The sequence below is a fragment of the Paenibacillus sp. 01T443 genome, from assembly GCF_056398325.1.
Window position 1 is genome coordinate 496515 of record NZ_JBFTPE010000001.1, and the last position, 20424, is coordinate 516938.

The window sequence follows — 20424 nt, forward strand, 5'->3', positions numbered from 1 at the left end:
CCACTCCTATTCCTATCTCTTTATCTCTCTCTATTTGGCTATTATACAGGCTCCGTTTATCAAATAGAATTCTCAGACAATTTCCTATGCGATCGAAGCAGTTCAACTTCCTCTGCAGATAACTCCCGGTAGGAGCCTTCAAGAAGCGTCTCATCCAGCTTAAGCGGGCCCATTGTTACTCTTTTCAGATAGACGACCTGCTTGCCGACAGCTGCAAACATCCTTTTTACTTGGTGGAACTTTCCTTCCATAATCGTAAGCGATATATTTGAGTATGTCCCGTCCTCCCGCTCCTCGCGGCTGCTTATCTTCAGTTCGGCAGGCATCGTAACGTAACCGTCATCTAATGTCACGCCGGCACTGAAAAAATCCTTGTCTTCTTCTGTTACATCCCCTAACACAAGCGCCTCATATGTTTTTGCAACATGCTTTCGCGGAGATAACAATTCATGTGCCAGCTGTCCATCATTCGTGAGCAGCAGCAGGCCTACCGTGTCTTTGTCGAGCCTTCCAACTGGAAACGGATCACGCAGCCGGTCCTGCGGCTCAAGTAAATCGATAACCGTACGCTCGCGTCCGTCTTCTGTAGCGGAAATGACACCTTGAGGCTTATTCAGCATAAAATACACGACTTCCCGATAAACAACAGGTACGCCGTCAAAAACAACCTCTGTCGCATCCGGGTCGACAATAAGTCCGCTGTCCTTAATTACCCGGCCGTCTACTTCAACCATGCCGAGCTTAACCGCTCTTTTTATTTCGCTCCGCGTGCCATGTCCCATATGTGCTAGCAGCTTGTCTACTCTTATTTTTTTGCCCATGCTACATCCATCTCCATCCTGCCGGAAGCTCATTTTTAATCATACCTCCGGCATATTTCCCCCATCCAATCGGATAGCCGTCCGTACATACCAATATATAACCTTTGACAGCCGCGCCGTCTTTTATCTTTATTTCCGACTCCTCGGCAAATAAAGTTTCTCCTTTGAGAAAGCGCAGCGTCTGCTCATGATCCGAGCTCCAATCCACAACGCGAACGGCAGTATCGCGGGTTAATCCCATTGCGAGCGGATGCGACGGCTCAAACCGTCCGCGTCCCGCTTCTCCCACATACCAGCCTGCTCTGACCACGCGCAGCCCATCTAAAGAAGGTAGCTCTTCCGGCTGAATATAAACCCGTGAGCCGTATGCGACCACACGTCCGGGCCAGCTTAATGCATTAGCAGCAAATTGTTCAGCAAACTGATACCAAAGCTCCACAGGATCGGCTGCTGTCAATTCTAGTGCAGCGAGGCCATCTCGACCGTTAGGAGCAGTTCGCTTGGCGGCTGGCCGCTCTGATCCTGCGCTTGCCCAATCCATTCTCGTTTGACGTTTACCCGCGCGCCGCTCTTCTCTATGATCCGTTTTTCTCTCATGACGTTTCCCACTGCTCTTAAGAGCTTCCCGTTTCAAGCTTCCGCCGGCATAACGTGTATCTGAACGCGCATCTGAGGCCGCTGCAAGTGTCCTCTCCCCGGGCTCAGTTGACCTTTCTCCGCTGCGTCCAAGCACAGCCGCATAATGCCCTTCTCCCTCAATGAGATGCGGCCATAGCCTTACCGTGCCATGAATGCTTTGAAGCCGCTCAGGATCCAACTGCGCAGTCTCGCCGGCTAGATCGACTCGGCCAGCCGCCCATCCAAAGCGATGCGGCACGGCTTCTACGAAAAAGTCGGGATGATCAGCCAAAAACCTGGCAATTTGCTGCTCGTTCTCTTCCGGCGAGAAGGTACAGGTCGAATAAACGATACGTCCGCCGGGCGCTAGCATCGCTGCTGCTTGCTCCAGAATATCATGCTGCATGACCGAGCAACGCTCGATCGAATGTTTTTCCCATTCCGCAATCATCGACTCATCCTTGCGGAACATGCCTTCGCCGGAGCACGGCGCATCGACGAGAATACGGTCGAACCACTCAGGGAAAACTATCGCGATTGCCGCAGGCTCCTCGTTAAGCACAACGGCATTGCGGACACCGGCAAGCTCGATATTTTTCGCCAATGCCTTCGTTCTTTCCCTCGCGTTGTCATTGGTAACGAGCACGCCGGTTCCTTGCAGCTTTCCAGCGATCTGCGTCGACTTTCCTCCAGGCGCCGCACATAAGTCCAGCACGCGGTGGCCGGGCTTAACGTCTAACAGTTCAACCGGCGCCATTGCGCTCGGCTCTTGAATATAGTAGAGGCCTGCATGATAATGTGGATGTTTGCCGGGACGCTCGCCCTCCTCGTAATACAAGCCATCCGGTGTCCATGGAATCGGCCGCAGCTCTCCTTTTAACGAAGTAAGCTTTTTCCACTGTTCGATATCGAGCTTCAATCGGTTGATTCTCAGGCCATATACTCTCGGAGCTTCATAGGAAGTCATAAATTTGTCATATTCGTCTCCTAGCAGCTTTTCCATTTTTTCCGTGAAATTACGCGGCAAATTGCCGTTCATGCTCAGTTCCTCCTGCCAATTATCATCGATGTCCTTGCTCTTACATACACTTATGGCTTTGTTATATAATATATTTAAGTAAGAACAAGCCTTTCTTCCCGGGCTTGTCCGCCATAATCCAGTTTCGGAGGTTGTCTCGCACATGAAAAAGAAAAGCAAAGTCAAAATGATCTATGTGTATATCGGTATCGTTGTTCTATTATTCGGCTTTATTTTCATTCTTAACAACAGCGGAAAGGTTAATGCCCTGTATGGCAAGCCCTTATCACAGTTGAACCCGGAAACGCGTAAGCAGCTTGACGATCCTAACTACCAGAATATCATATTACCGGATGTATTGGACAAGAAGGTTGCCGATAAGGAAGATTTCTTCGTCTACCTATTCGCTTCCGACTGCCCGCATTGTCAGAAAACAACGCCTCAGCTAATGCCATTGGTTGACGAGCTGGGCGTTGATTTGCCTCAATTCAACTTAAGAGAGTTTCCGTCATATTTCAATAAGTATAATGTGGAATATACACCTACCCTTGCTTATTTCAAAGACGGCGTACAAATCGATAAGCTTGAGGGCGGTCTTGCCGAAGAAGGCACTACTGGCTACAGCTTAGAAGATTTCAGAGCATTCTTTAACAAATATTCAGGAGCTGAGACAAAATGATGAAACGTCAGCGCCAAACGGACGAACAGATCGCAGAGGAGCAAAGAAGCTCGCGCATTCGCGGTTTTATGTATGCCATGCTGCTCGCCTTCGCAGTCATTACATTGCTCACCGCATGCGGCTTGGCGGATGACGATAAAGCGGGCGCTGAGCATCAACACGGCTCCGAAACATGGCAAACAACAGCATCGTATAACGAGCTGCCTGCTTTCCTCTCGGACTATACTCCGCATACGAGCGAGCTCTATAAAGCGGTACATGACCATGCCGACATCATGAGTGGAATTACCTGTTATTGCGGTTGTGCAGAAGGCGTTGAGGTTGAAAACCCGCATGATTCCCTTCTGCGCTGCTACGTTGCCGAGCATCCTGCAGACGAGGGCAGCGTAACCTGGACGAATCACAGCACCAGCTGTGGCATTTGCAAGAAAGAGATGGAAGAAGTCATCGCTTTAAGCAAGCAAGGCAAGACGACCGATGAGATACGAGCCGTGATAGACGACTTGTACAAACCCAAAAAGTCCATTGACTAGTCTTGATAATTGACGGAACCAAGCGTAAACGGCTGTCGCCGTCCTCAGTGGCAAAAGCTATCGTTTCGCGGAGATATATAAGCACATTTATAAGTGAAAACTTATAAATTCTTATATATAAATAAAAGAAGGGGCTGTCCAGCAGGTCTAACTAGACCAGGCGGACAGCCCTTTCCTTGTTTTCAATTAGCCTTGACTGCCTTTTTTGGCTTTCGCGATTGCCGCTTGAATCTCGAGCGACAGCTGATTCAGCTCATGGTAATCTTCTTTCTCAAACTTTTCGTTGAATTTCATTTGAAACTGCGCCGCTTCACGAACCCGATGATAGAAATATAAATCTTGAATGCCTTTCAGCACCTTCGAGACCACATTGGACTGCTCCTCGAATTCCGTTTGCGCATCCAAAATCTCTTTTCGAATGCTGGTCATTTCTGTATCGAGCTGCGATGCGGCTTCCGCTGCTTTTTTGAGGCGAGTACGTACATCCTCCGGTAAGCTTTCTTTAAACTTATAATTTAAGGAATGCTCGATTGTCGCCCAAAAATTCATCGCCAGCGTTCGAATTTGAATTTCTGCCAGCACGATCTTGTATCCAAGGGCGGTTTGAACCGGGTATTCGACAATCATATGATAGCTGCGGTAGCCGCTGTCTTTGAAATTTGTAATATAGTCCTTCTCGTAAACGAGCGATAAATCCTTACGTGTACGTATCAAACCAGCCACTCGATGAATGTCATCTACAAATTGGCACATAATACGTATTCCTGCAATGTCCTCAATTCCCGTATCCAGTTGATCCGAAGGGACATTCAGGCGTTTCGCTTTCTCCAAGATGCTTGATATTCGTTTAACCCGGCCGGTGACAAATTCTATAGGCGCATATGCTTCTCTTATTTTCAGTTCAACCCGCATCGTCTTAAACTTCACTTTAAGTTCTTCAACCGCTTGTTCATAAGGCTGTAAAAAAAGATTCCAGTCTCTACCGTCCATCCGGCCGCCTCCTGTTCTTAAACGTGATCTGCGCCAACTGCCTCGGCAATATTTCGGTAGCCATCCTTACGTAAACATTCCTTCAAACCGTTCGTCAACTCACGGAGCACTCCAGGGCCTTTGTAGATAAGCGCCGTGTAGATTTCAACCAACGAGGCTCCTGCGCGGATTTTATCGTATGCGTCTTGCGCCGTAAAGATGCCGCCGGATCCAATAATCGGCAGCTGCCCGCCAGTCTGGCGATATACTGCCCGAATGACCTCGGTAGAACGCTCACGCAGCGGCTTACCGCTGAGTCCGCCCGCTTCGCCTGCATTCGAATGCTGCAGCCCCGTACGGGATAATGTCGTATTTGTGGCGATTATCCCCGATACGCCGCTCTCCATTATGGTGGCCACGGTGAGCTCCAACTGCTCATTCGTCATGTCGGGCGCGATTTTGACTAGAACAGGTTTTGCTTTTGTTCCTACTTTCGCCGCCTGCGTGTTTATTTCCTTTTTTACAGCGCTAAGCAGATTTCTAAGCTCTTCACCATGCTGCAGGTCGCGTAGATCAGGAGTGTTCGGCGAGCTGATATTAACGACAAAGAAATCACCATATGTATACAAATCCCGAATGCAGGTTTGATAATCCTCATGGGCCAACTCATTCGGAGTCGTTTTGTTTTTGCCGATGTTTACGGCTATCGGTATTCGATTTATTTTGCGTCGTGACAGCTTCTCTGCCATAGCAGCCGTTCCATCATTGTTAAAGCCCATCCGATTGATAAGCGCTTCATCAGGCGGGAGTCGGAACAATCTCGGCTGTTCGTTTCCAGCTTGTCCTTTCGGTGTTACAGTACCTACCTCGGCGAAGCCAAAGCCTACGCTTGAGAAGCCGTCTGCTGCTTTGCCGTTTTTGTCCAGACCGGCGGCTAAGCCCACCGGATGTGGAAAATGCAGTCCGAATAGATCAGTCTCAAGCTCCGGCGACTTTGCCACGCCGTACATCGCATGCATTAGCCCGTTTAATCCTGGAACTACGCCGCCTGCTGCTAGGCCGTCAATAACAAGATGATGAGCCTTTTCTGGGTCCATTCGAAAAAAAATCGGCTTTAAAATTGAAGAATAAAGCAACTTACTCACTCCGATCTCAGATGTATGTTCTACATGTCAGTTTATCTTTTTTACGACAAAAAGAAAAGAGCCTGCACATAAGGTGCAAGCGTCCGTTATATTGCGGCTTGTCTAGAAAACGATTACAATGAGAACATATTCATTATCATTTTGAAATAGAGAGGTTGATTGTCGATGAGTTCACCAAAAAGAAAGCCTGCAACAATTAAAGCAAAGCCGAAGGAAGAGGTAAACAAGGAAGCACTCATTTGGATTGGTTCTATCGTCGGCGTTATTGTCGTTGCGGTTGCCTTGCTTTTAGTTTTCACTTCGTAAGCCTCTTACGTCAACCATTTATAAATTTTAGCGGGATTGGTTTCATTCTGGCGCGGCTCCAGCCTAAAGCGTTCGGGAGGCTGCTGCAGCTTGGATGGAAGCGTCCCGTTTTTTATTTGCACCGCCGTTCCGAGAGGCACCATATCGAAGAGCTCCTCGACATCCGCCTTGCCCATTCTAACGCAGCCCAGCGACTCATCCTTGCCTAAGCTGCTCGGCTCATCGGTTCCATGGATTGCGAATAAGGTGTTAGACAGCGTCATGCCGCGGCTTCCGAAATCTCCGTCCTCGCGTCCATTTGGATTCTTTACCTTTTCGCTGATATAAAAGCTCCCCTCAGGCGTTTCGTCTCCGCCAAGACCTACCTGATAACTGCGCACTACGATGTTACCTTGAACAACAGCAAGCCTATGGTTCGATTTATCGACAACGATCGAAAGAGGTTGGCTCCATTCTTTATCTAAAATACCGTTGCTGCCTACCATCGGATTACTACTCGGCTTCGTCAACTTATCCTTCCCCTGCATCGGCTGATTGCCCGCTTCTACGGATGGCACTTCGGCTTCACTAATGCTACTTTGGTGTGTGCCTTTGAGCTTCTTCAGCACCACCGGAAACATCGTCCTCATGCCTTCGCGTTCTCCAGCGATGACATTATTCGGGTAAGGCTTGATAAGATCATCCAGCTTCTCCGGCCATTTCTTGTATTTCTTCTCATAATGATAGACTGCGCTAGCGAGCGTCCAGTGTGTCTCCTGCTGCTCTCTCCAGCCTTTGTACTGTTCTGTGACTGCAGCTGCATCAGACGGCTCACACGAGCAGGCAAGCCGATCAAACATCGTCACATTTAGCTTTCCGTTTAAATCGCCCTTCTCCACAGACATAAGCAGTCTTGTATTTCCTGTCCATTTGCGCCAGCCGTTATCCTCCTCCAGCCGAGCTGCGATCGTGAGCAGCGAAGCTTCTTTCCCCGCAGCAATCAGACTATTCCAAGCACTTCCAATCGGATTTCGATCTTTTTGCGGAACCAATACAATTCCTATTGGAGGGATATAGCCTTGAGCCACCGGTTTGGGTTGTTCGTCCGTCTGTTTATAGATAGCGCCGTTAGCGGGCACTAATACAGCAATGAAGAGCAGTAAGACCACTAATGCTACGGTTCTGCGGACAAGCATTTTTTTCTTATGCCGCAAGCCCCATTCTTTAAGCAGCTGCAGCTGCTTTTCCGATAAAGGATGGCTTTCATGCTCAAAAGCGTCATAAACCTCGCCGGCTTGCAAAAAACAGTAGTTTGCTTTGCCCTCTTTTCCAGCGAGCAAATATTGCTTGCCAAGCAAATACCACCCCATTTGGTTATCAGGGTGCTGCTTTACAAATTGCTTCAAATATAATATGTCATCTGGAGAGTCCATCCCCCATCCTCCCAACATGTGGTATGTTTTCTTTATCGGCAGGATGGGTGCTTGTTTGTATCCCTTCAGCATTTTACTGTGCGTACAGAAAACAGAAAAAAGCTCCTCTTCGCAGTTTAAGCATGCGATGAGGAGCTTTGCTTCCGATTATGATTTAGTAATTAAAAGGAACGTCTGCAATTTTGATTGAATCAGTAGGACAGCCGTCAGCCGCATCCTGCAAATCATCAAACAAATCTTCCGGAATCTCTGTGTTTCCTTTGTTTCCGTCTGCTTTATAAATAACTTCTGCAAGACCTTCATCATCATAATCATAAATGTCAGGAGCGGTTGCTCCGCAAGCTCCACAAGCGATGCACGTATCTTTTTCAACCCAAGTAAACTTACCCATGGAAATTCCCTCCCAAATAAAAATATACGGAATAATCTCGTCTCTGATCAGTCAAGCTTCATTCATCAATATATAACAAACTATCATCCTTTTGCAAGGATGTACCGCGAATTCGTTTATTCCTAATTAAGGTTGATGGGTCATCACCAAGCATTCCCGCAGTCAGAACCGCGTCCTCTCCGTATTTGTCGCGGAGTCGGTCCATCGCTTTGGTTAATGCTTCCTTCCGCGGCTGCTGCTCATAGCTGAACAAATCAAGCTGAAGGGCCGTATCGTCCAGCGGCGTGAGATTTTGAAGGGTGATTCCGAGCAGACGGATTGGCTCGCCAATCTTCCAATGCTTCTCATACAGCCTGCAGGCTTCCCTGTAAAATACATCAGCCTCCTGTGTTGGGGCAGCCAATGTATGAGAGCGGGTAATCGTTGTCATATCCGGCTTGCGGATCGTAATCTGAACCGTTGTCGCAACTAACTTTTGCCTGCGCAGTCTTCGTCCAGTCTGATCGGCTAAATTGAGCAGCACCCTGAATACATCCTCGCGGGTCGTTAAGTCGCTCGGAAGCGTCGTTGTATGTCCGATCGACTTATTCCGCTCCCTGTTCGGATTAACCTCAGCGTGGTCAATTCCGTGCGCAGCGGATTTCATCCATGAGCCTACGACACCAAAATGCTTATTTAGCATGTGTTCCTCGGCAGCCGCCAGCTGCCCAATCGTACGAATGTTTAGCTTTGCAAGCTTATCAGCCGTTTTTTTGCCTATTCCGAACAACGTATCGCATGATTTATCCCATAATACACTTTTCACATCACGAATTCGCAGCACTGTTAGTCCGTTCGGCTTCTTCATATCCGAAGCCATCTTCGCAAGCAGTTTGTTCGGGGCCAAGCCAATCGAGCATGGAAGCGTCCACTCCGACTGGATTCGCTTCTGCAGGGATTCTGCAATTTCTAGCGGCGTCCCAAACATTTTCGACCCCGTGATATCCATATAGCACTCATCGATCGATACGGCCTCCACAAGCGGCGTATATTGTCTGGCGATAGCCATGAATCCCTGAGAATATTTTCGGTAAAGCGTAAAATCAGGCTTTATTAGTATAAGCTCGGGGCATAGCTGAAGTGCCTGTCTTACCGTCATTCCCGTCTTAATTCCTCTGTTTCTTGCCAAATAGGAGCAGGTAACCAAAATACCCTTTCGCTGCTCCACGCTTCCGGACACCGCTGTAGGCTTGTTCTTGTATTTCTCAGGCTCTTCGGCTTCATGGACGGAGCAATAAAAAGCATTCATATCTAAATGAATGATAACACGGCCTTTAGCCGGATAATGATCATTTGTATTTTTCATAATCGAGTTAAACACCGCCTAATTGAAGCAATAAGCGAACATAAGTTTGATCAACCCAAGCATACAATTCCAGTAGGGTCAAGTCAACGACAGCAGGTCTAGCCACAAAAATTACTTTTTTCCCCTCTACTTTCGTGAAGACAAGTGTTATAATAGTAAATTATGATTTGAATAGGCAATCAACGAAGGAGGCGTCCCGTTAATGACAAACAACATTTCCATATTTGATACGACGCTGCGTGACGGTACTCAAGGTGAAGGCATCAGCCTGTCAGCGGATGACAAATTAAAAATCGCCCAGAAGCTCGATGCGTTGGGCGTTCATTATATTGAAGGCGGCAATCCAGGAAGCAACAGCAAGGATATCGAATTTTTCCAACGGATCAAAGCATTCAACCTTAACGCCAAAATCACCGCATTCGGCAGCACACGCCGCAAGAACAGTTTGGCTGAGCAGGATGCAAGTCTCGTCCGCATCGCTGAATCGGGGGTTCCGGCCGCAACGCTTGTAGGCAAGTCATGGGACTTTCATGTACATACTGCCCTGCAAACGACACTAGAAGAAAACCTTTCGATGATTTATGATTCGATTGCTTTTTTAAAGCAAAACGAAATGGAAGCCTTGTTTGATTCCGAGCATTTCTTCGACGGCTACAAGAATAATCCGGAGTACGCAATATCCGTATTGAAGAAAGCACAAGAGGCTGGAGCGAACTGGCTGGTCCTTTGCGATACGAATGGCGGTACGCTTCCGAGCGAAATTCATGAGATCGTTTCGCGGGTTAAGCAAGAATTGGTTACACCGATCGGCATTCATACGCATAATGATTGCGAGCTTGCAGTCGCTAACTCCCTCGCAGCTGTTGAAGCCGGCGCGCGTCAAGTACAGGGAACGATCAATGGCTATGGCGAACGATGCGGCAACGCGAATCTATGCTCGATCATTCCTAACCTGCAAATTAAAATGAACTACGACGTTTTGCCGGAAGAGAAGCTTCGCGTGCTCACTAGTACGGCACGGTATATTAGTGAAATCGCGAATGTACATATGCCGGTTGGCCAAGCTTATGTCGGCAATGCAGCATTCGCGCATAAAGGCGGCATTCACGTCTCCGCCATTATGAAGGACTCCAAAACCTATGAGCATATTCAGCCGGAGCTTGTAGGCAATAAGCAGCGTATTCTCGTTTCTGAGCTCGCGGGACAAAGCAATATTATTTCCAAAGCCAAAGAGCTTGGACTTGACGTTAATGCAAACAATGAAAAAACGAAGCTCATAATGGATCAAATCAAAGATCTGGAGCATCAAGGCTATCAGTTCGAGGGCGCTGACGCTTCTCTCGAGCTCCTGCTGCGTGAAGCATTCGGCGGCGAGGTTAAGGAAGTGTTCACGGTTGAATCCTTCAAAATGCTCGTAGAAAAAACAAACGGTCAAATGATTTCCGAAGCTATCGTCAAGATTAACGTTGGCGGACAGCAGGTTTACACGGCAGCTGAAGGCAATGGTCCTCTTAACGCGCTCGATAACGCCCTGCGCAAGGCGCTGGTGCAGTTTTATCCCAAGATCGAAAGCATTCACCTATCCGATTATAAAGTTCGTGTCATCGACGAGAAGGACGCTACAGCCGCTAAGGTCCGCGTACTAATCGAATCAACAGGACTTGATAACACATGGAGCACAGTCGGCGTTTCCAACAATGTCATCGAGGCAAGCTGGGAAGCACTTGTCGACAGCATCCGTTATGCGCTGCTCAACATGGTTAAGGTTGATAATACGCATGTCGATCCGCTTGATCGCATCGGGCTTGTAAATCATTAATAAAAAAGGGTTGGCTGGATATCACATTGTGATATCCAGCCAACCCTTTTTTTATATAAGATTTTATAAGTATTCTCTTCTAAATCCGCAAACCGAGCTTTCTTCGCCAAAGGACGGCTGCAGCCATTTACGCCTGGTTACATCCACTTTTCAATCAACCGCTGCCATTCTTCATAGGGGATGACACCGTTAATACGTTCCCTAATGACGCCTTTACTATCAATAAGGAAGGTTGTTGGAAACGTATCTACCTTATATTGTTTCGTAACATCGCCCACCCGGTCCATCAATATCGGAAACGTAAACTCATGCTCATTCACAAAATCCCTGGCAGCCCGCTCTTTATCATATTTGGTTGCGTTTACGCCATACAGCTGAATGGCATCGCCATATTGCTCATGCAAACGCTGCAGATCTGGCGCCTCAAGCTCACAGGGTCCGCACCAGGATGCCCAAAAATTAACGAAGGTAAGCTTGCCCTGCTGCCCTCCTATTTCGTAAGACTGCTCATCAAGTGCGGGAAGCTTGAAAACAGTTGCTTCGTATCCCGCCTTCGGTTTAAAATCCCCCGCTGGAGCCGCCAGCGTAACAGATTTCGTACCGTCATCTTTATATTGAAATACAGCTAATCCCGCAAAAAGCAGCGCAATGGTAAAAAGAGCAATAACGCGTTTCATGACGTACCTTCCTTCTCTCGCAATATCATTTTCATGTATGGCTCCATGGTATCATGCACCGAATGGAAGCTCAAGGCAAGTGGCATATTAGCCATAAAAACGTCACGTTTATTGGTGTCTTGCCTTTTGTGCTTGTCCTATTATCGGTAACTGTCGCATCGTTCATACACAATCTGCTCCGATTAGCGAGCTTGGACCTATTTCGTTCCACTTAACTTATATGTTAACTTATATGAATGACTAAGAAGGAGGCGTTAATATGGAAGCGCAGCAATCGAAAGGCATGATCACCAAATCCGCATATGATCTGCTTATAAGCATTTGTAAACACGCTCGGCCTATGGAGGCTTGCGGGATCTTAGTTAGCAGCCAAAAAACAATGCAGGGTGAAAACCCAACCATAATCGATACGATCATTCCGATCTCCAATAAACATATCAATCCCACTCATTCGTTTACCTTCGATCCAGCCGAATGGACTGCCGCTTATTTTGAAATGCAAAAAAACCGACAAACGCTTGTCGGCTTGTTTCATTCTCATCCGCGTACAGAGGCCATTCCGTCTTCTAGCGACTCTGAAGGCTTTCTGCCAGCATCTGAGCTATCCTATTGGATTGTTTCATTACGCAACATCGAAACGCCTCACGTACAGCCCTACCGTCGCACGGAAGGTACATTTATTCCCATGCAATTAGTGCTTGCTTAAATAAGCATAAAGATCGCCCAGCGTCGTAATATTCCTCTCCAGAATACGAGCGAGATAGTTTTGCCATAACTTGGCCGTCATAATCGAATCCTGCAGCGCGTGATGCCGTTCCGTTATTGGAATACAGCAGCTATCCAGAAGTTCATCCAAGCTGTACCCTTCCAGGTTCGGCTCCAGCCACTTCGCTACCATCATCGTATCCAGCACTCTGTGGTTTAAATTAATTTTAGAGGTTCGCCATAATGCCGCGTTCAGAAACTGCTTGTCGTGGCCCGAAGCATGCGCCACGAGCAGTCGTCTGCCGACAAACTCCATAAAATCGTGAAGCACCTGCATTAAATCAGGTGCATCCTGCACCATTTCGTTTGTAATGCCCGTCAGCTCAACAATCGCTTTCGGTATTTTCCGTTTGGGATTAACGAGGCTGTAGAACGTTTCGTTCTCCATGATTTCACCGCCCCGCAGCAGTACGGCTCCAAACGAAATAATTTCATCACCGTTATTAGGATAGAAACCCGTTGTTTCCAGATCGAATACAATGACCTCAAGCTCCTTAAGCGGCATGTCGAACATCGATTGCTTACGCTGTTCTTTATTGACATTACGAATAAACGCCATTTGCTGCGCATTTTGAGAGCCTAGCATAGAAGCGATGGCAGGCGTAAATCCTCCCATTTTGTATAGGTTCCACATCCGACCGACGCCTTTTTGTTCCTTCATTTCCCCACCGCCTTAAGTAAGCCTGCCCATTGTTTGCTTAAAAACTGCTCTTTGCAGTTTCTTGCCCAGGCGCAGACTACTCTTTAATTCATCAGTCATTTCCTTCGTCAATTTACGGCTCGACATCTTGCCATTATTCGCATATAAGCCATCCGAATTTTGTTCGGTCGTCATTAATCGGAGTCGCAGTAAAATACGAAAAGCTTGATCGTAAATGGCGGCGTCCTTTTCAGACATCTTGCCCGCGTGTACGAGCATTTTGATTCTCTCTAATGTGGATGTTTCGCGAATGCCTTCCTGAATAGATAAAAGCCTGATTGAATTGACCATTGGTATATAAGCACCGTATTTAATATCAAGGCTACCCGCATCCACGCCATACTGCTCCTTTAAAAGTTGACCAAAAAAACCAAGCAGTACTTTATGGCGCAAGGTATTGTCCAACATTCGCTTCAAAATGATCGGATGGTTCAGCATGTCGGTAAAATACAAGTCCTTTAGTTCTTCAACCAACCCAAAGTCCCCATATACTCCGCGGCCATCCGCAATGATAAGCAAATATCGCACTGCCTCCCATGCCGGTTCTTCGAACCAATGATCCAGTTTACTGCCCCACTCTGAAAGTGATAAGCACCATTCCTGGTTGCTGCTCAGCACATTGCCTTCGCATGGAGGGTAACCTACCCCTTGAAGATTTTGAACAATAATCTCGCTAAGCTCTTTAAAATAATCCTTAACTTCTGCTGAATCGGCCACTGGATCCCGATAGACAATTCCGCTGTCTTGATCGCTTGACAAAGTCTGCTCTTTCCGACCGCCGCTGCCGAACAATAAATATGCGTAAGGCACGGGGGGAGAACCCTTCCCCAACCGTGCCATTTCCGCTTCTGCGAGGATAATCGAGCGTTCTATTACCGCATCGTGCACCTCATTCAATTGTTCGTTAAATTGTTCGACCGGACGCGTGGGGAGAAGAGCTTCCATATGCTCGTGTACCTGATCCCGCAAGTTTCGCAGCCCTTCTACATGATCGGCTGAACCAATCTGCTTTAGCAGCTGCAATCGCACCGGATCACTCATGCGATGCCCTCTCCCTTCGGTCAGTCCATCATGGTTATTGCATTACCCTTGAAAGTTTTGACCTGCTTTTTTCATTTGCTCAGGATAACCATAAGCCCCATGCTCACTCAGGTCAAGACCGATAATTTCTTGCTCTTCCGTAACACGGAAGCCCATGACAAGCTTCATAATGCCAAGGATAAGGAACGAAGCTGCAAGTACGAATGCGCCAACTACGACAACCGATTCAAATTGAACCCATAGTTGCTTCCAGCTGCCCGTGTCGATCAAGCCGCCTGTACCTACGCCAACTTTATCCGCAAGTAATTGTGTAGCGAAGATACCATTAGCAAGCGTACCCCAGATACCAGCTGCACCGTGTACGGACAATGCGTAGATTGGATCATCGACTTTAATTTTTTCGAAGAACTTCACGCTGTAGAATACAAGAACACCAGCAACCAGACCGATCACTACCGCAGCCCAAGGAGCGACATATGCACAAGATGCTGTAATCGCAACAAGACCTGCAAGCGTACCGTTAAGCATAGATGTAATATCTGCTTTACCTGTAACTGCCCAAGAAATAAGAAGTGCTGCCACGCCGCCCGCGCCTGCTCCAAGCATCGTGTTAAATGCTACATATCCGAAGAATCCATCGCCGATAGCTACCGTGCTGCCCGCGTTGAAGCCAAACCAACCAACCCATAGAAGCAAAACGGAAAGCGCAGTGAAAACCTGGTTATGACCCAAAATTTCGTTTGCCGAGCCGTCTTTATTGAATTTACCGATACGCGGCTTAAGTAATACGGTTGCTGCAAATGCGGCAAGCGCACCGGTTAAGTGAACGACCGTGGAGCCCGCGAAATCCTGTGCTCCGTCTTCAGCAAGCCAACCGCCGCCCCAGATCCAGTGAGCTACTACCGGGTAAATAATCGCAGTGAAAAATAATGTAAATACGATGTATGAGGATAGCTTAGCTCTTTCTGCAAAACCGCCCCATGCGATAGAAAGCGATACTGCTGCAAATGCTAGTTGGAACAAGAAGAACACTGTGCTTGGATAATTTTCACCTTCACCTGCAGTAATGGAAGGATCGAAGAAGAAGTTACCCCAACCGATTAGTGCATTAATGCCGCTATCGCCGCCAAAAGTGATGCCGTAACCGAATGCCCAATAAATAAGTGCAGCGAGGCCAGTAGTAAAGATCGTTTTTCCTGCCACGTGGCCAGCATTTTTCATACGAGTCGAACCAGTTTCAAGAAGAATGAATCCGCCTTGCATTAGTAGAACGAGAATGAATGAGAGCATAACCCAAAGCGAGTTTAGACCCATGTTCAACGTTGCGGCGGAAGGATCCTCTGCAAACGCCATTACCGGAAACAATAAGGTGAAGATTCCTAAAGCTAACATTGTTTTCTTAATCATTACGACCACTCCCTAAGTGTTATGTTTCCTTACATGAGAGGAAAGACTTAATGTCATTATAGTCAGTAGTGCTCAATTTGACAATACGTTTTATCTAAATTTACAAAAAAAATCAAACGTTCGGCACGAAATCTGACACGAACGTTAAGTTTTTGAACAAAACGTTACCTAAATTACCCATTTGGCCTGTTTATTCTTCGCATTTTCTCATTATATAGGCATTGATTCCTATTTCATGAAATCATATTTTTATCATAAGCAGCTTTAATCTGATTCATGTCACTATTTAAGGAGTTATATAGTAGAAATACAATTGCGCTATCCAGTCGACTAACGTGACGATGAACATTTGACGCAAGACCATGTAACACGTTTGACTGTATGGTTACTTTCCTATTATCATTAGAGGTACAGACATAGCCCTTTCCATAAGATGGCGTTAGCAAAAATCACTATAATAGAAGATAATTATTGTTTACGGAAATTACAGCAATAAAATAAGGATAAAGCTTGAATGAAAATACTTTATATATTCTGAACGAATGGAGGATTTGAAAATGTATCGAATCGGAGAACTATCGAAGCTTGCGCATATCAGTCCACGTACAATTGATTATTATACTTCAATCGGTCTAATCGAGCCTGCAGAGCGTTCCGCCAAAAACTATCGCCTCTATTCAGACGAAACTTTGCGACGCTTAGAACGTATTGAACAGATGAAAAAAGATAAATATACATTAGATGAGATCAAAGCCGCTATTGAAAGCTGGAGTAAGATTACGCCTGAGGAGCAGGTCTCTCGCAAGCTAACGGATCTGCAGCATCATATAAGCCAGCTGGAACGTGAAGTGAAGGAACTGGAGCCTGTTATAAAAAATCTCAAGCCAAGGCAAGCCAACCACCTTTACACGCGTCTCATGCCGCAAACCGCTGCTTGTATCGAGGCACTCATGCTTCTAATTAACAAAAGCTCTCTTATGTAGCGTTAGATCGCATCAATAAAATGGAGGGATGACTCAATGACGTTTATCTACATTTTAATTATACTCGCTTTTATATTAACGATTTGGGCTCAATTCCGCGTTAAAGGTACTTTTAAGAAATGGACTTCCGTACATGCTAACAGCGGTTTAACCGGCTATCAAGCTGCGAGGCGCATGCTCGATTCCAAAGGGCTGCATGATGTGCCCATCGAACCTGTGCGCGGCGTGCTCACCGATCATTACGATCCGATACATCGCGTCGTTCGTCTGTCTGAGCCTGTATATTATGAAAATACAATTTCTGCCGTTTCCGTTGCCTGTCATGAAGTAGGTCATGCTATACAACATGCCGAGCATTATCCTATGCTTGTTCTGCGCCACCGTATCTTTCCAATCGTGAATTTTGCTTCCGGCGTCGCTCCTTTTCTTTTCATCGCCGGAATTCTATTCTCGGCATTGAATTTAATCGGACTCGGCATCATCTTTTTCTCGGTTGCCGTTGCTTTCCAGGTCATTACGCTTCCCGTCGAGTTTAATGCCAGCAACCGCGCACGCGATATCATGATTGCCGAAGGCTTCATCACCAATGACGAGGAACGCGGAGTCGCGAAGGTGCTTAACGCAGCAGCATTAACCTATGTAGCCGCCGCCCTTCTTTCTCTCTTGGAGCTTATCAGATACATCTTAATCTTTGTTGGCGGCAGCCGGCAGGAATAACAAACGCAAAAAAATGGAGCTGTTCCAAAACGGTCTGCAAAGACCAAGCGGAACAGCTCCTTTTCTATATCATCATCTAATCGGTTTTTCCATTGTATCTTGAAAATAACGAAGCAGGAAGCCGTGGAACACCTTAGCGACCAACGGCAGCTTTTCATTAGACCGCCGAATAAGACCAATCGTTCGAGTCACTTGGGGCTCGGTCACACGAACCTTTGTCGGCTGCAAGGGGCCCGTATAATGTAGAGCCATTTCAGGCAGAAGACTCACGCCCATCCCCGCAGCCACCAAACCTCTAATCGTATCCGTTTCTTCTCCCTCAAAACCGATTCTCGGCGTAAAGCCAGCTTCTTGGCATGCATCCCAAACGATCGGCCTCAGTGAGTAGCCTTCGCTAAACAACACGAAAGTTTCATGCTCCAGCTCCTTCAGCTCGATTGATTCCTTGTCTGATAACCGATGGCCCGGAGGCAGAATTGCATACAGCTCTTCTGTTAACAAAACCTCGCCGCATACGAATTCATGTTCATTAGGAAATGGAGATATGAATGCCAAATCAATTTCGCCTTTGACCATGTCGCGGATAAGCGATGGATACATCCCCTGCTTAAATCTAAATTTCACATTAGGATGTAGTTTGCGGAAAGCCGCAACCACCTGCGGAATTAATGAAATCCCAAGACTATGCGGGAAGCCGAGCCTTATCTCGCCTTTCTCCGGATCAAGAAACTCATGTATCTCAATAACCGCACGCTCGAGATCAGCCAGAATGACTTCAGCGCGCTTTAAGAAAAGCTGGCCGACCGGTGTGAGCTGCAGGTTCCTGCCTTTTTGAACGAATAATTTAACGCCAAGTTCTTCTTCGAGTTGATGAATCTGGCGGCTGACCGCTGATTGCGCCACATGCAATTCTTCAGCAGCTTGCGTAACATGCTCTTTTTTTGCCACTTTTACAAAATAATGAAGCTGACGAAGTTCCATACCGGTTAGTTTCTCTCCCGTACATACATAGTTTTCATAATAGGCGTTGTTTTCTTCGCGTCTTTACACGGTCAAACACATTATAAAGCAGAAAGCCGGTTAGAGCGCCCCCTAGATGTGCCCATAGATCAATACTTGGCACAAGGAAGGAATAGATAACTCCAAATATTAATATGGTATATACCGTTTTACGCGAGCTTTCATCCAGCTGCGACTTTTGGAATAAGGAGATGAATAAAAAAGCTCCATAGACGCCATAAATCGCTCCTGAGGCTCCCACACCAACATGTTCGTATAGGTCACCTTCAACCACGTTGACAAAGGCACTCATTGCATTGCCAGCGATTCCGCATAACAAATAAAAAACCAGATATCGAGCTTGTTTTAGCAAATATTCCAGCGGCGGCGCGAATATGAGCAAAGCAAACATATTGTACAGCAAATGCTCTATTCCGGAATGCATAAAAATAGAAGTAACATACCGCCATGGCTCCTGCATCCCAAACGAATTATATTCGGGCTCCGTTACAAAGGCACCATATTTAGCAGCATCATAAACATTATTAGGATCGCCATTCCATGCGATTATAATGAAGTATATAATGTTTAGCGCAATTAAGACGGAAGTTACGGGATAAAGTTTTAAGTACGAGCGAAAGCTTTCATAACGCAAGAATATCATAGGATCACCCCTTTTCTATCCAACAATTGGACAAGGCTGATTCATTACGATTATAATTAATCAGGTATTCACCATACAATTTTGAGGAGGAATTATTCGAATGTCACAAGAACGCAATGGAGCCGCTACTTTCAAGGGCAATCCGATCACATTGGTAGGACCCGAATTGAAAGTAGGAGATAAAGCTCCTGATTTCAACCTTAACAAATCGCTTGTCGAGAATGTTTCTCTTAAGGACTACTCTGGTAAAATCAAACTAATCAGCGTTGTACCATCCATCGACACAGGTGTATGCGATGCACAAACGCGTCGTTTCAATGAAGCTGCAGGCTCGCTTGGCGACAATGTCGTTGTTTTAACCGTAAGCGTAGACCTTCCTTTCGCACAAGCACGCTGGTGCGGTGCTGCAGGAATCGATAAAGTCGTATTGCTGTCTGACTACAAAGCACATAGCTTTGGCGATTCATACGGCGTATACATCAAAGAGCTTGGTTTAGATCAACGCTCAATCTTCGTTATCGACGCTAACGACACTATCCAATATGTTGAATACCTACCTGAAATGACTGAGCACCCGAATTACGAGCAAGCAATCAACGCAGTTAAAGCACTCGTTTAGTAAGCTGCAAGCGCATTTTTATAATGATTGCAAACAAAGCGAGTGAAGGATACCCTTCCTCGCTTTGTTTATGTATTAATTATTAACTTTGAATGCAGAAAGCTTCTTATCAAGTGTTCGGTACAAATCCAGAATGACTCTGTAATTAGAACCAAGATCCCCTAAAGAGCCGCGGGATGCTGAATAAATATCGACAGCCGATTGCAGCGGGTTTACGCTAATAACGGAAACGGTAATGTCCATCGTTCTTCCAAATGCCGTGCGCTTCTCTAGAACAATTTCCCCAACGGATTGCACTTCGTGCAGCACCTTATAGCCTTGCATTTTCTTAAGAGTCGATATCACTTCTTCCCAAGCCTTGTCTTTCGATAGCTTGTAGAAATGAGATTTGAGCATTGGATCCTTGGCTCTGTCACCAGTCTGTTCATGACTACGCAGCAGCCCGATCAAGGTCCGCTTCAACAACAACGATCTCCCCTTCCGGCATCTATGTACAATACTCTATATGATACCACGATTTGTCCAATGAAAAAAGAGCTATCGCTGGATTTAACCAGCAAATGCTCTTTATTTGAAAATGGAACCCGCCTATGCCGTCCGACTCACATGTTTCTGAACCCGCTTACGCAGGTGGGTGACCGCAGAACCGCTTTTGAGATCCCCTTTCGGGGGCATGTCAGCTACGTTTCGATTTTGGTCTCCCTTGAAACAGCCATTGGTTCAAAACAGCGTAAAGCCGTAACGAGCATCGCAGGAGGTATTGCTATTATAGACCGAACAAAAGAAAAAGTAAACT

The 20424-nt window shown here is 46.5% G+C and carries 22 protein-coding genes and 1 other RNA gene; 8 read left to right on the forward strand and 15 right to left on the reverse strand.

Annotated elements, in window-relative coordinates:
* Window positions 1-59 precede the first annotated feature (59 nt).
* The gene (locus tag AC1DLI_RS02415; protein WP_477599263.1) at window positions 60-821 is read right to left on the reverse strand and encodes a pseudouridine synthase; all 762 of its coding nucleotides are present in this window, start codon (window positions 819-821) and stop codon (window positions 60-62) included.
* Window position 822: 1 nt separating this feature from the next.
* Window positions 823-2478, reverse strand: a complete 1656-nt coding sequence (locus tag AC1DLI_RS02420; RefSeq protein WP_477599265.1) for an RsmB/NOP family class I SAM-dependent RNA methyltransferase — start codon at window positions 2476-2478, stop codon at window positions 823-825.
* Between the two features lie 142 nt (window positions 2479-2620).
* On the opposite strand from AC1DLI_RS02420, the gene AC1DLI_RS02425 reads away from it, so the two are divergent.
* Complete coding sequence (locus AC1DLI_RS02425; protein WP_477599267.1) at window positions 2621-3136, forward strand: thioredoxin family protein; 516 nt, start codon at window positions 2621-2623, stop codon at window positions 3134-3136.
* Window positions 3133-3669 carry a PCYCGC motif-containing (lipo)protein gene (locus tag AC1DLI_RS02430; RefSeq protein ID WP_477599269.1) on the forward strand — a complete coding sequence of 179 codons (537 nt, stop codon included), beginning with the start codon at window positions 3133-3135 and terminating at the stop codon, window positions 3667-3669. Before AC1DLI_RS02425 ends, AC1DLI_RS02430 begins: the two co-directional genes overlap by 4 nt.
* A gap of 186 nt (window positions 3670-3855) precedes the next feature.
* On the opposite strand, the gene yjbM is transcribed toward AC1DLI_RS02430, so the two are convergent.
* A complete protein-coding gene (gene yjbM / locus AC1DLI_RS02435; RefSeq protein ID WP_477599271.1) occupies window positions 3856-4659 on the reverse strand; it encodes a GTP diphosphokinase in 804 nt (267 codons plus the stop codon).
* 17 nt (window positions 4660-4676) lie between these two features.
* The gene (locus AC1DLI_RS02440) at window positions 4677-5774 is read right to left on the reverse strand and encodes a quinone-dependent dihydroorotate dehydrogenase (RefSeq protein WP_477599273.1); all 1098 of its coding nucleotides are present in this window, start codon (window positions 5772-5774) and stop codon (window positions 4677-4679) included.
* A gap of 174 nt (window positions 5775-5948) precedes the next feature.
* On the opposite strand from AC1DLI_RS02440, the gene AC1DLI_RS02445 reads away from it, so the two are divergent.
* On the forward strand, window positions 5949-6089 hold the full coding sequence (locus tag AC1DLI_RS02445) for a hypothetical protein (RefSeq protein ID WP_477599275.1): 141 nt from the start codon (window positions 5949-5951) through the stop codon (window positions 6087-6089).
* A gap of 5 nt (window positions 6090-6094) precedes the next feature.
* On the opposite strand, the gene AC1DLI_RS02450 is transcribed toward AC1DLI_RS02445, so the two are convergent.
* From AC1DLI_RS02450 to AC1DLI_RS02460, 3 genes are all read right to left on the reverse strand, one after another.
* Window positions 6095-7501: a L,D-transpeptidase gene (locus tag AC1DLI_RS02450; protein ID WP_477599277.1), complete on the reverse strand. Its 1407-nt coding sequence runs from the start codon at window positions 7499-7501 to the stop codon at window positions 6095-6097.
* Between the two features lie 154 nt (window positions 7502-7655).
* Window positions 7656-7892, reverse strand: coding sequence for a ferredoxin (locus AC1DLI_RS02455; RefSeq protein ID WP_056627358.1), 237 nt, complete (start codon window positions 7890-7892; stop codon window positions 7656-7658).
* Window positions 7893-7950: 58 nt separating this feature from the next.
* Window positions 7951-9237 (reverse strand): DNA polymerase IV, encoded by a 1287-nt coding sequence (locus AC1DLI_RS02460; RefSeq protein WP_477599280.1) that lies wholly within the window; start codon window positions 9235-9237, stop codon window positions 7951-7953.
* Window positions 9238-9439: 202 nt separating this feature from the next.
* On the opposite strand from AC1DLI_RS02460, the gene cimA reads away from it, so the two are divergent.
* Window positions 9440-11056: a citramalate synthase gene (gene cimA, locus AC1DLI_RS02465; RefSeq protein WP_477599282.1), complete on the forward strand. Its 1617-nt coding sequence runs from the start codon at window positions 9440-9442 to the stop codon at window positions 11054-11056.
* A gap of 137 nt (window positions 11057-11193) precedes the next feature.
* Here the strand turns inward: cimA and AC1DLI_RS02470 are convergent, their stop codons facing one another.
* Entirely contained in the window at window positions 11194-11733 is a 540-nt protein-coding gene (locus tag AC1DLI_RS02470; protein WP_477599284.1) for a TlpA family protein disulfide reductase, read from the reverse strand.
* 259 nt (window positions 11734-11992) lie between these two features.
* Between AC1DLI_RS02470 and AC1DLI_RS02475 the strand changes: the two genes are divergently transcribed.
* Entirely contained in the window at window positions 11993-12439 is a 447-nt protein-coding gene (locus tag AC1DLI_RS02475; protein WP_477599286.1) for a M67 family metallopeptidase, read from the forward strand.
* Here the strand turns inward: AC1DLI_RS02475 and AC1DLI_RS02480 are convergent.
* From AC1DLI_RS02480 to AC1DLI_RS02490, 3 genes are read right to left on the reverse strand one after another with little or no spacing between them, the layout of a single operon-like run.
* Complete coding sequence (locus AC1DLI_RS02480; protein ID WP_477599288.1) at window positions 12425-13159, reverse strand: exonuclease domain-containing protein; 735 nt, start codon at window positions 13157-13159, stop codon at window positions 12425-12427. The genes AC1DLI_RS02475 and AC1DLI_RS02480 overlap by 15 nt on opposite strands.
* 12 nt (window positions 13160-13171) lie before the next feature.
* A complete protein-coding gene (locus AC1DLI_RS02485; protein WP_477599290.1) occupies window positions 13172-14239 on the reverse strand; it encodes a DUF294 nucleotidyltransferase-like domain-containing protein in 1068 nt (355 codons plus the stop codon).
* Window positions 14240-14281: 42 nt separating this feature from the next.
* Complete coding sequence (locus tag AC1DLI_RS02490; RefSeq protein ID WP_477599292.1) at window positions 14282-15646, reverse strand: ammonium transporter; 1365 nt, start codon at window positions 15644-15646, stop codon at window positions 14282-14284.
* A 557-nt stretch (window positions 15647-16203) separates the two neighbouring features.
* Between AC1DLI_RS02490 and AC1DLI_RS02495 the strand changes: the two genes are divergently transcribed.
* Both AC1DLI_RS02495 and AC1DLI_RS02500 read left to right on the forward strand, forming a co-directional pair.
* The gene (locus AC1DLI_RS02495; protein WP_477599294.1) at window positions 16204-16629 is read left to right on the forward strand and encodes a MerR family transcriptional regulator; all 426 of its coding nucleotides are present in this window, start codon (window positions 16204-16206) and stop codon (window positions 16627-16629) included.
* Between the two features lie 36 nt (window positions 16630-16665).
* On the forward strand, window positions 16666-17346 hold the full coding sequence (locus tag AC1DLI_RS02500) for a zinc metallopeptidase (RefSeq protein ID WP_477599296.1): 681 nt from the start codon (window positions 16666-16668) through the stop codon (window positions 17344-17346).
* Between the two features lie 72 nt (window positions 17347-17418).
* Here the strand turns inward: AC1DLI_RS02500 and gltC are convergent, their stop codons facing one another.
* A complete protein-coding gene (gene gltC, locus AC1DLI_RS02505; protein ID WP_477599298.1) occupies window positions 17419-18327 on the reverse strand; it encodes a glutamate biosynthesis transcriptional regulator GltC in 909 nt (302 codons plus the stop codon).
* A gap of 34 nt (window positions 18328-18361) precedes the next feature.
* Complete coding sequence (locus AC1DLI_RS02510; RefSeq protein WP_477599300.1) at window positions 18362-19009, reverse strand: rhomboid family intramembrane serine protease; 648 nt, start codon at window positions 19007-19009, stop codon at window positions 18362-18364.
* A 100-nt stretch (window positions 19010-19109) separates the two neighbouring features.
* Between AC1DLI_RS02510 and tpx the strand changes: the two genes are divergently transcribed.
* Window positions 19110-19628: a thiol peroxidase gene (gene tpx / locus AC1DLI_RS02515; RefSeq protein WP_308997398.1), complete on the forward strand. Its 519-nt coding sequence runs from the start codon at window positions 19110-19112 to the stop codon at window positions 19626-19628.
* Window positions 19629-19703: 75 nt separating this feature from the next.
* Here the strand turns inward: tpx and AC1DLI_RS02520 are convergent, their stop codons facing one another.
* The gene (locus AC1DLI_RS02520; RefSeq protein ID WP_477599303.1) at window positions 19704-20093 is read right to left on the reverse strand and encodes a DUF1499 domain-containing protein; all 390 of its coding nucleotides are present in this window, start codon (window positions 20091-20093) and stop codon (window positions 19704-19706) included.
* Between the two features lie 112 nt (window positions 20094-20205).
* Window positions 20206-20388: non-coding RNA, 6S RNA (gene ssrS / locus AC1DLI_RS02525), on the reverse strand.
* Between the last annotated feature and the right edge of the window lie 36 nt (window positions 20389-20424).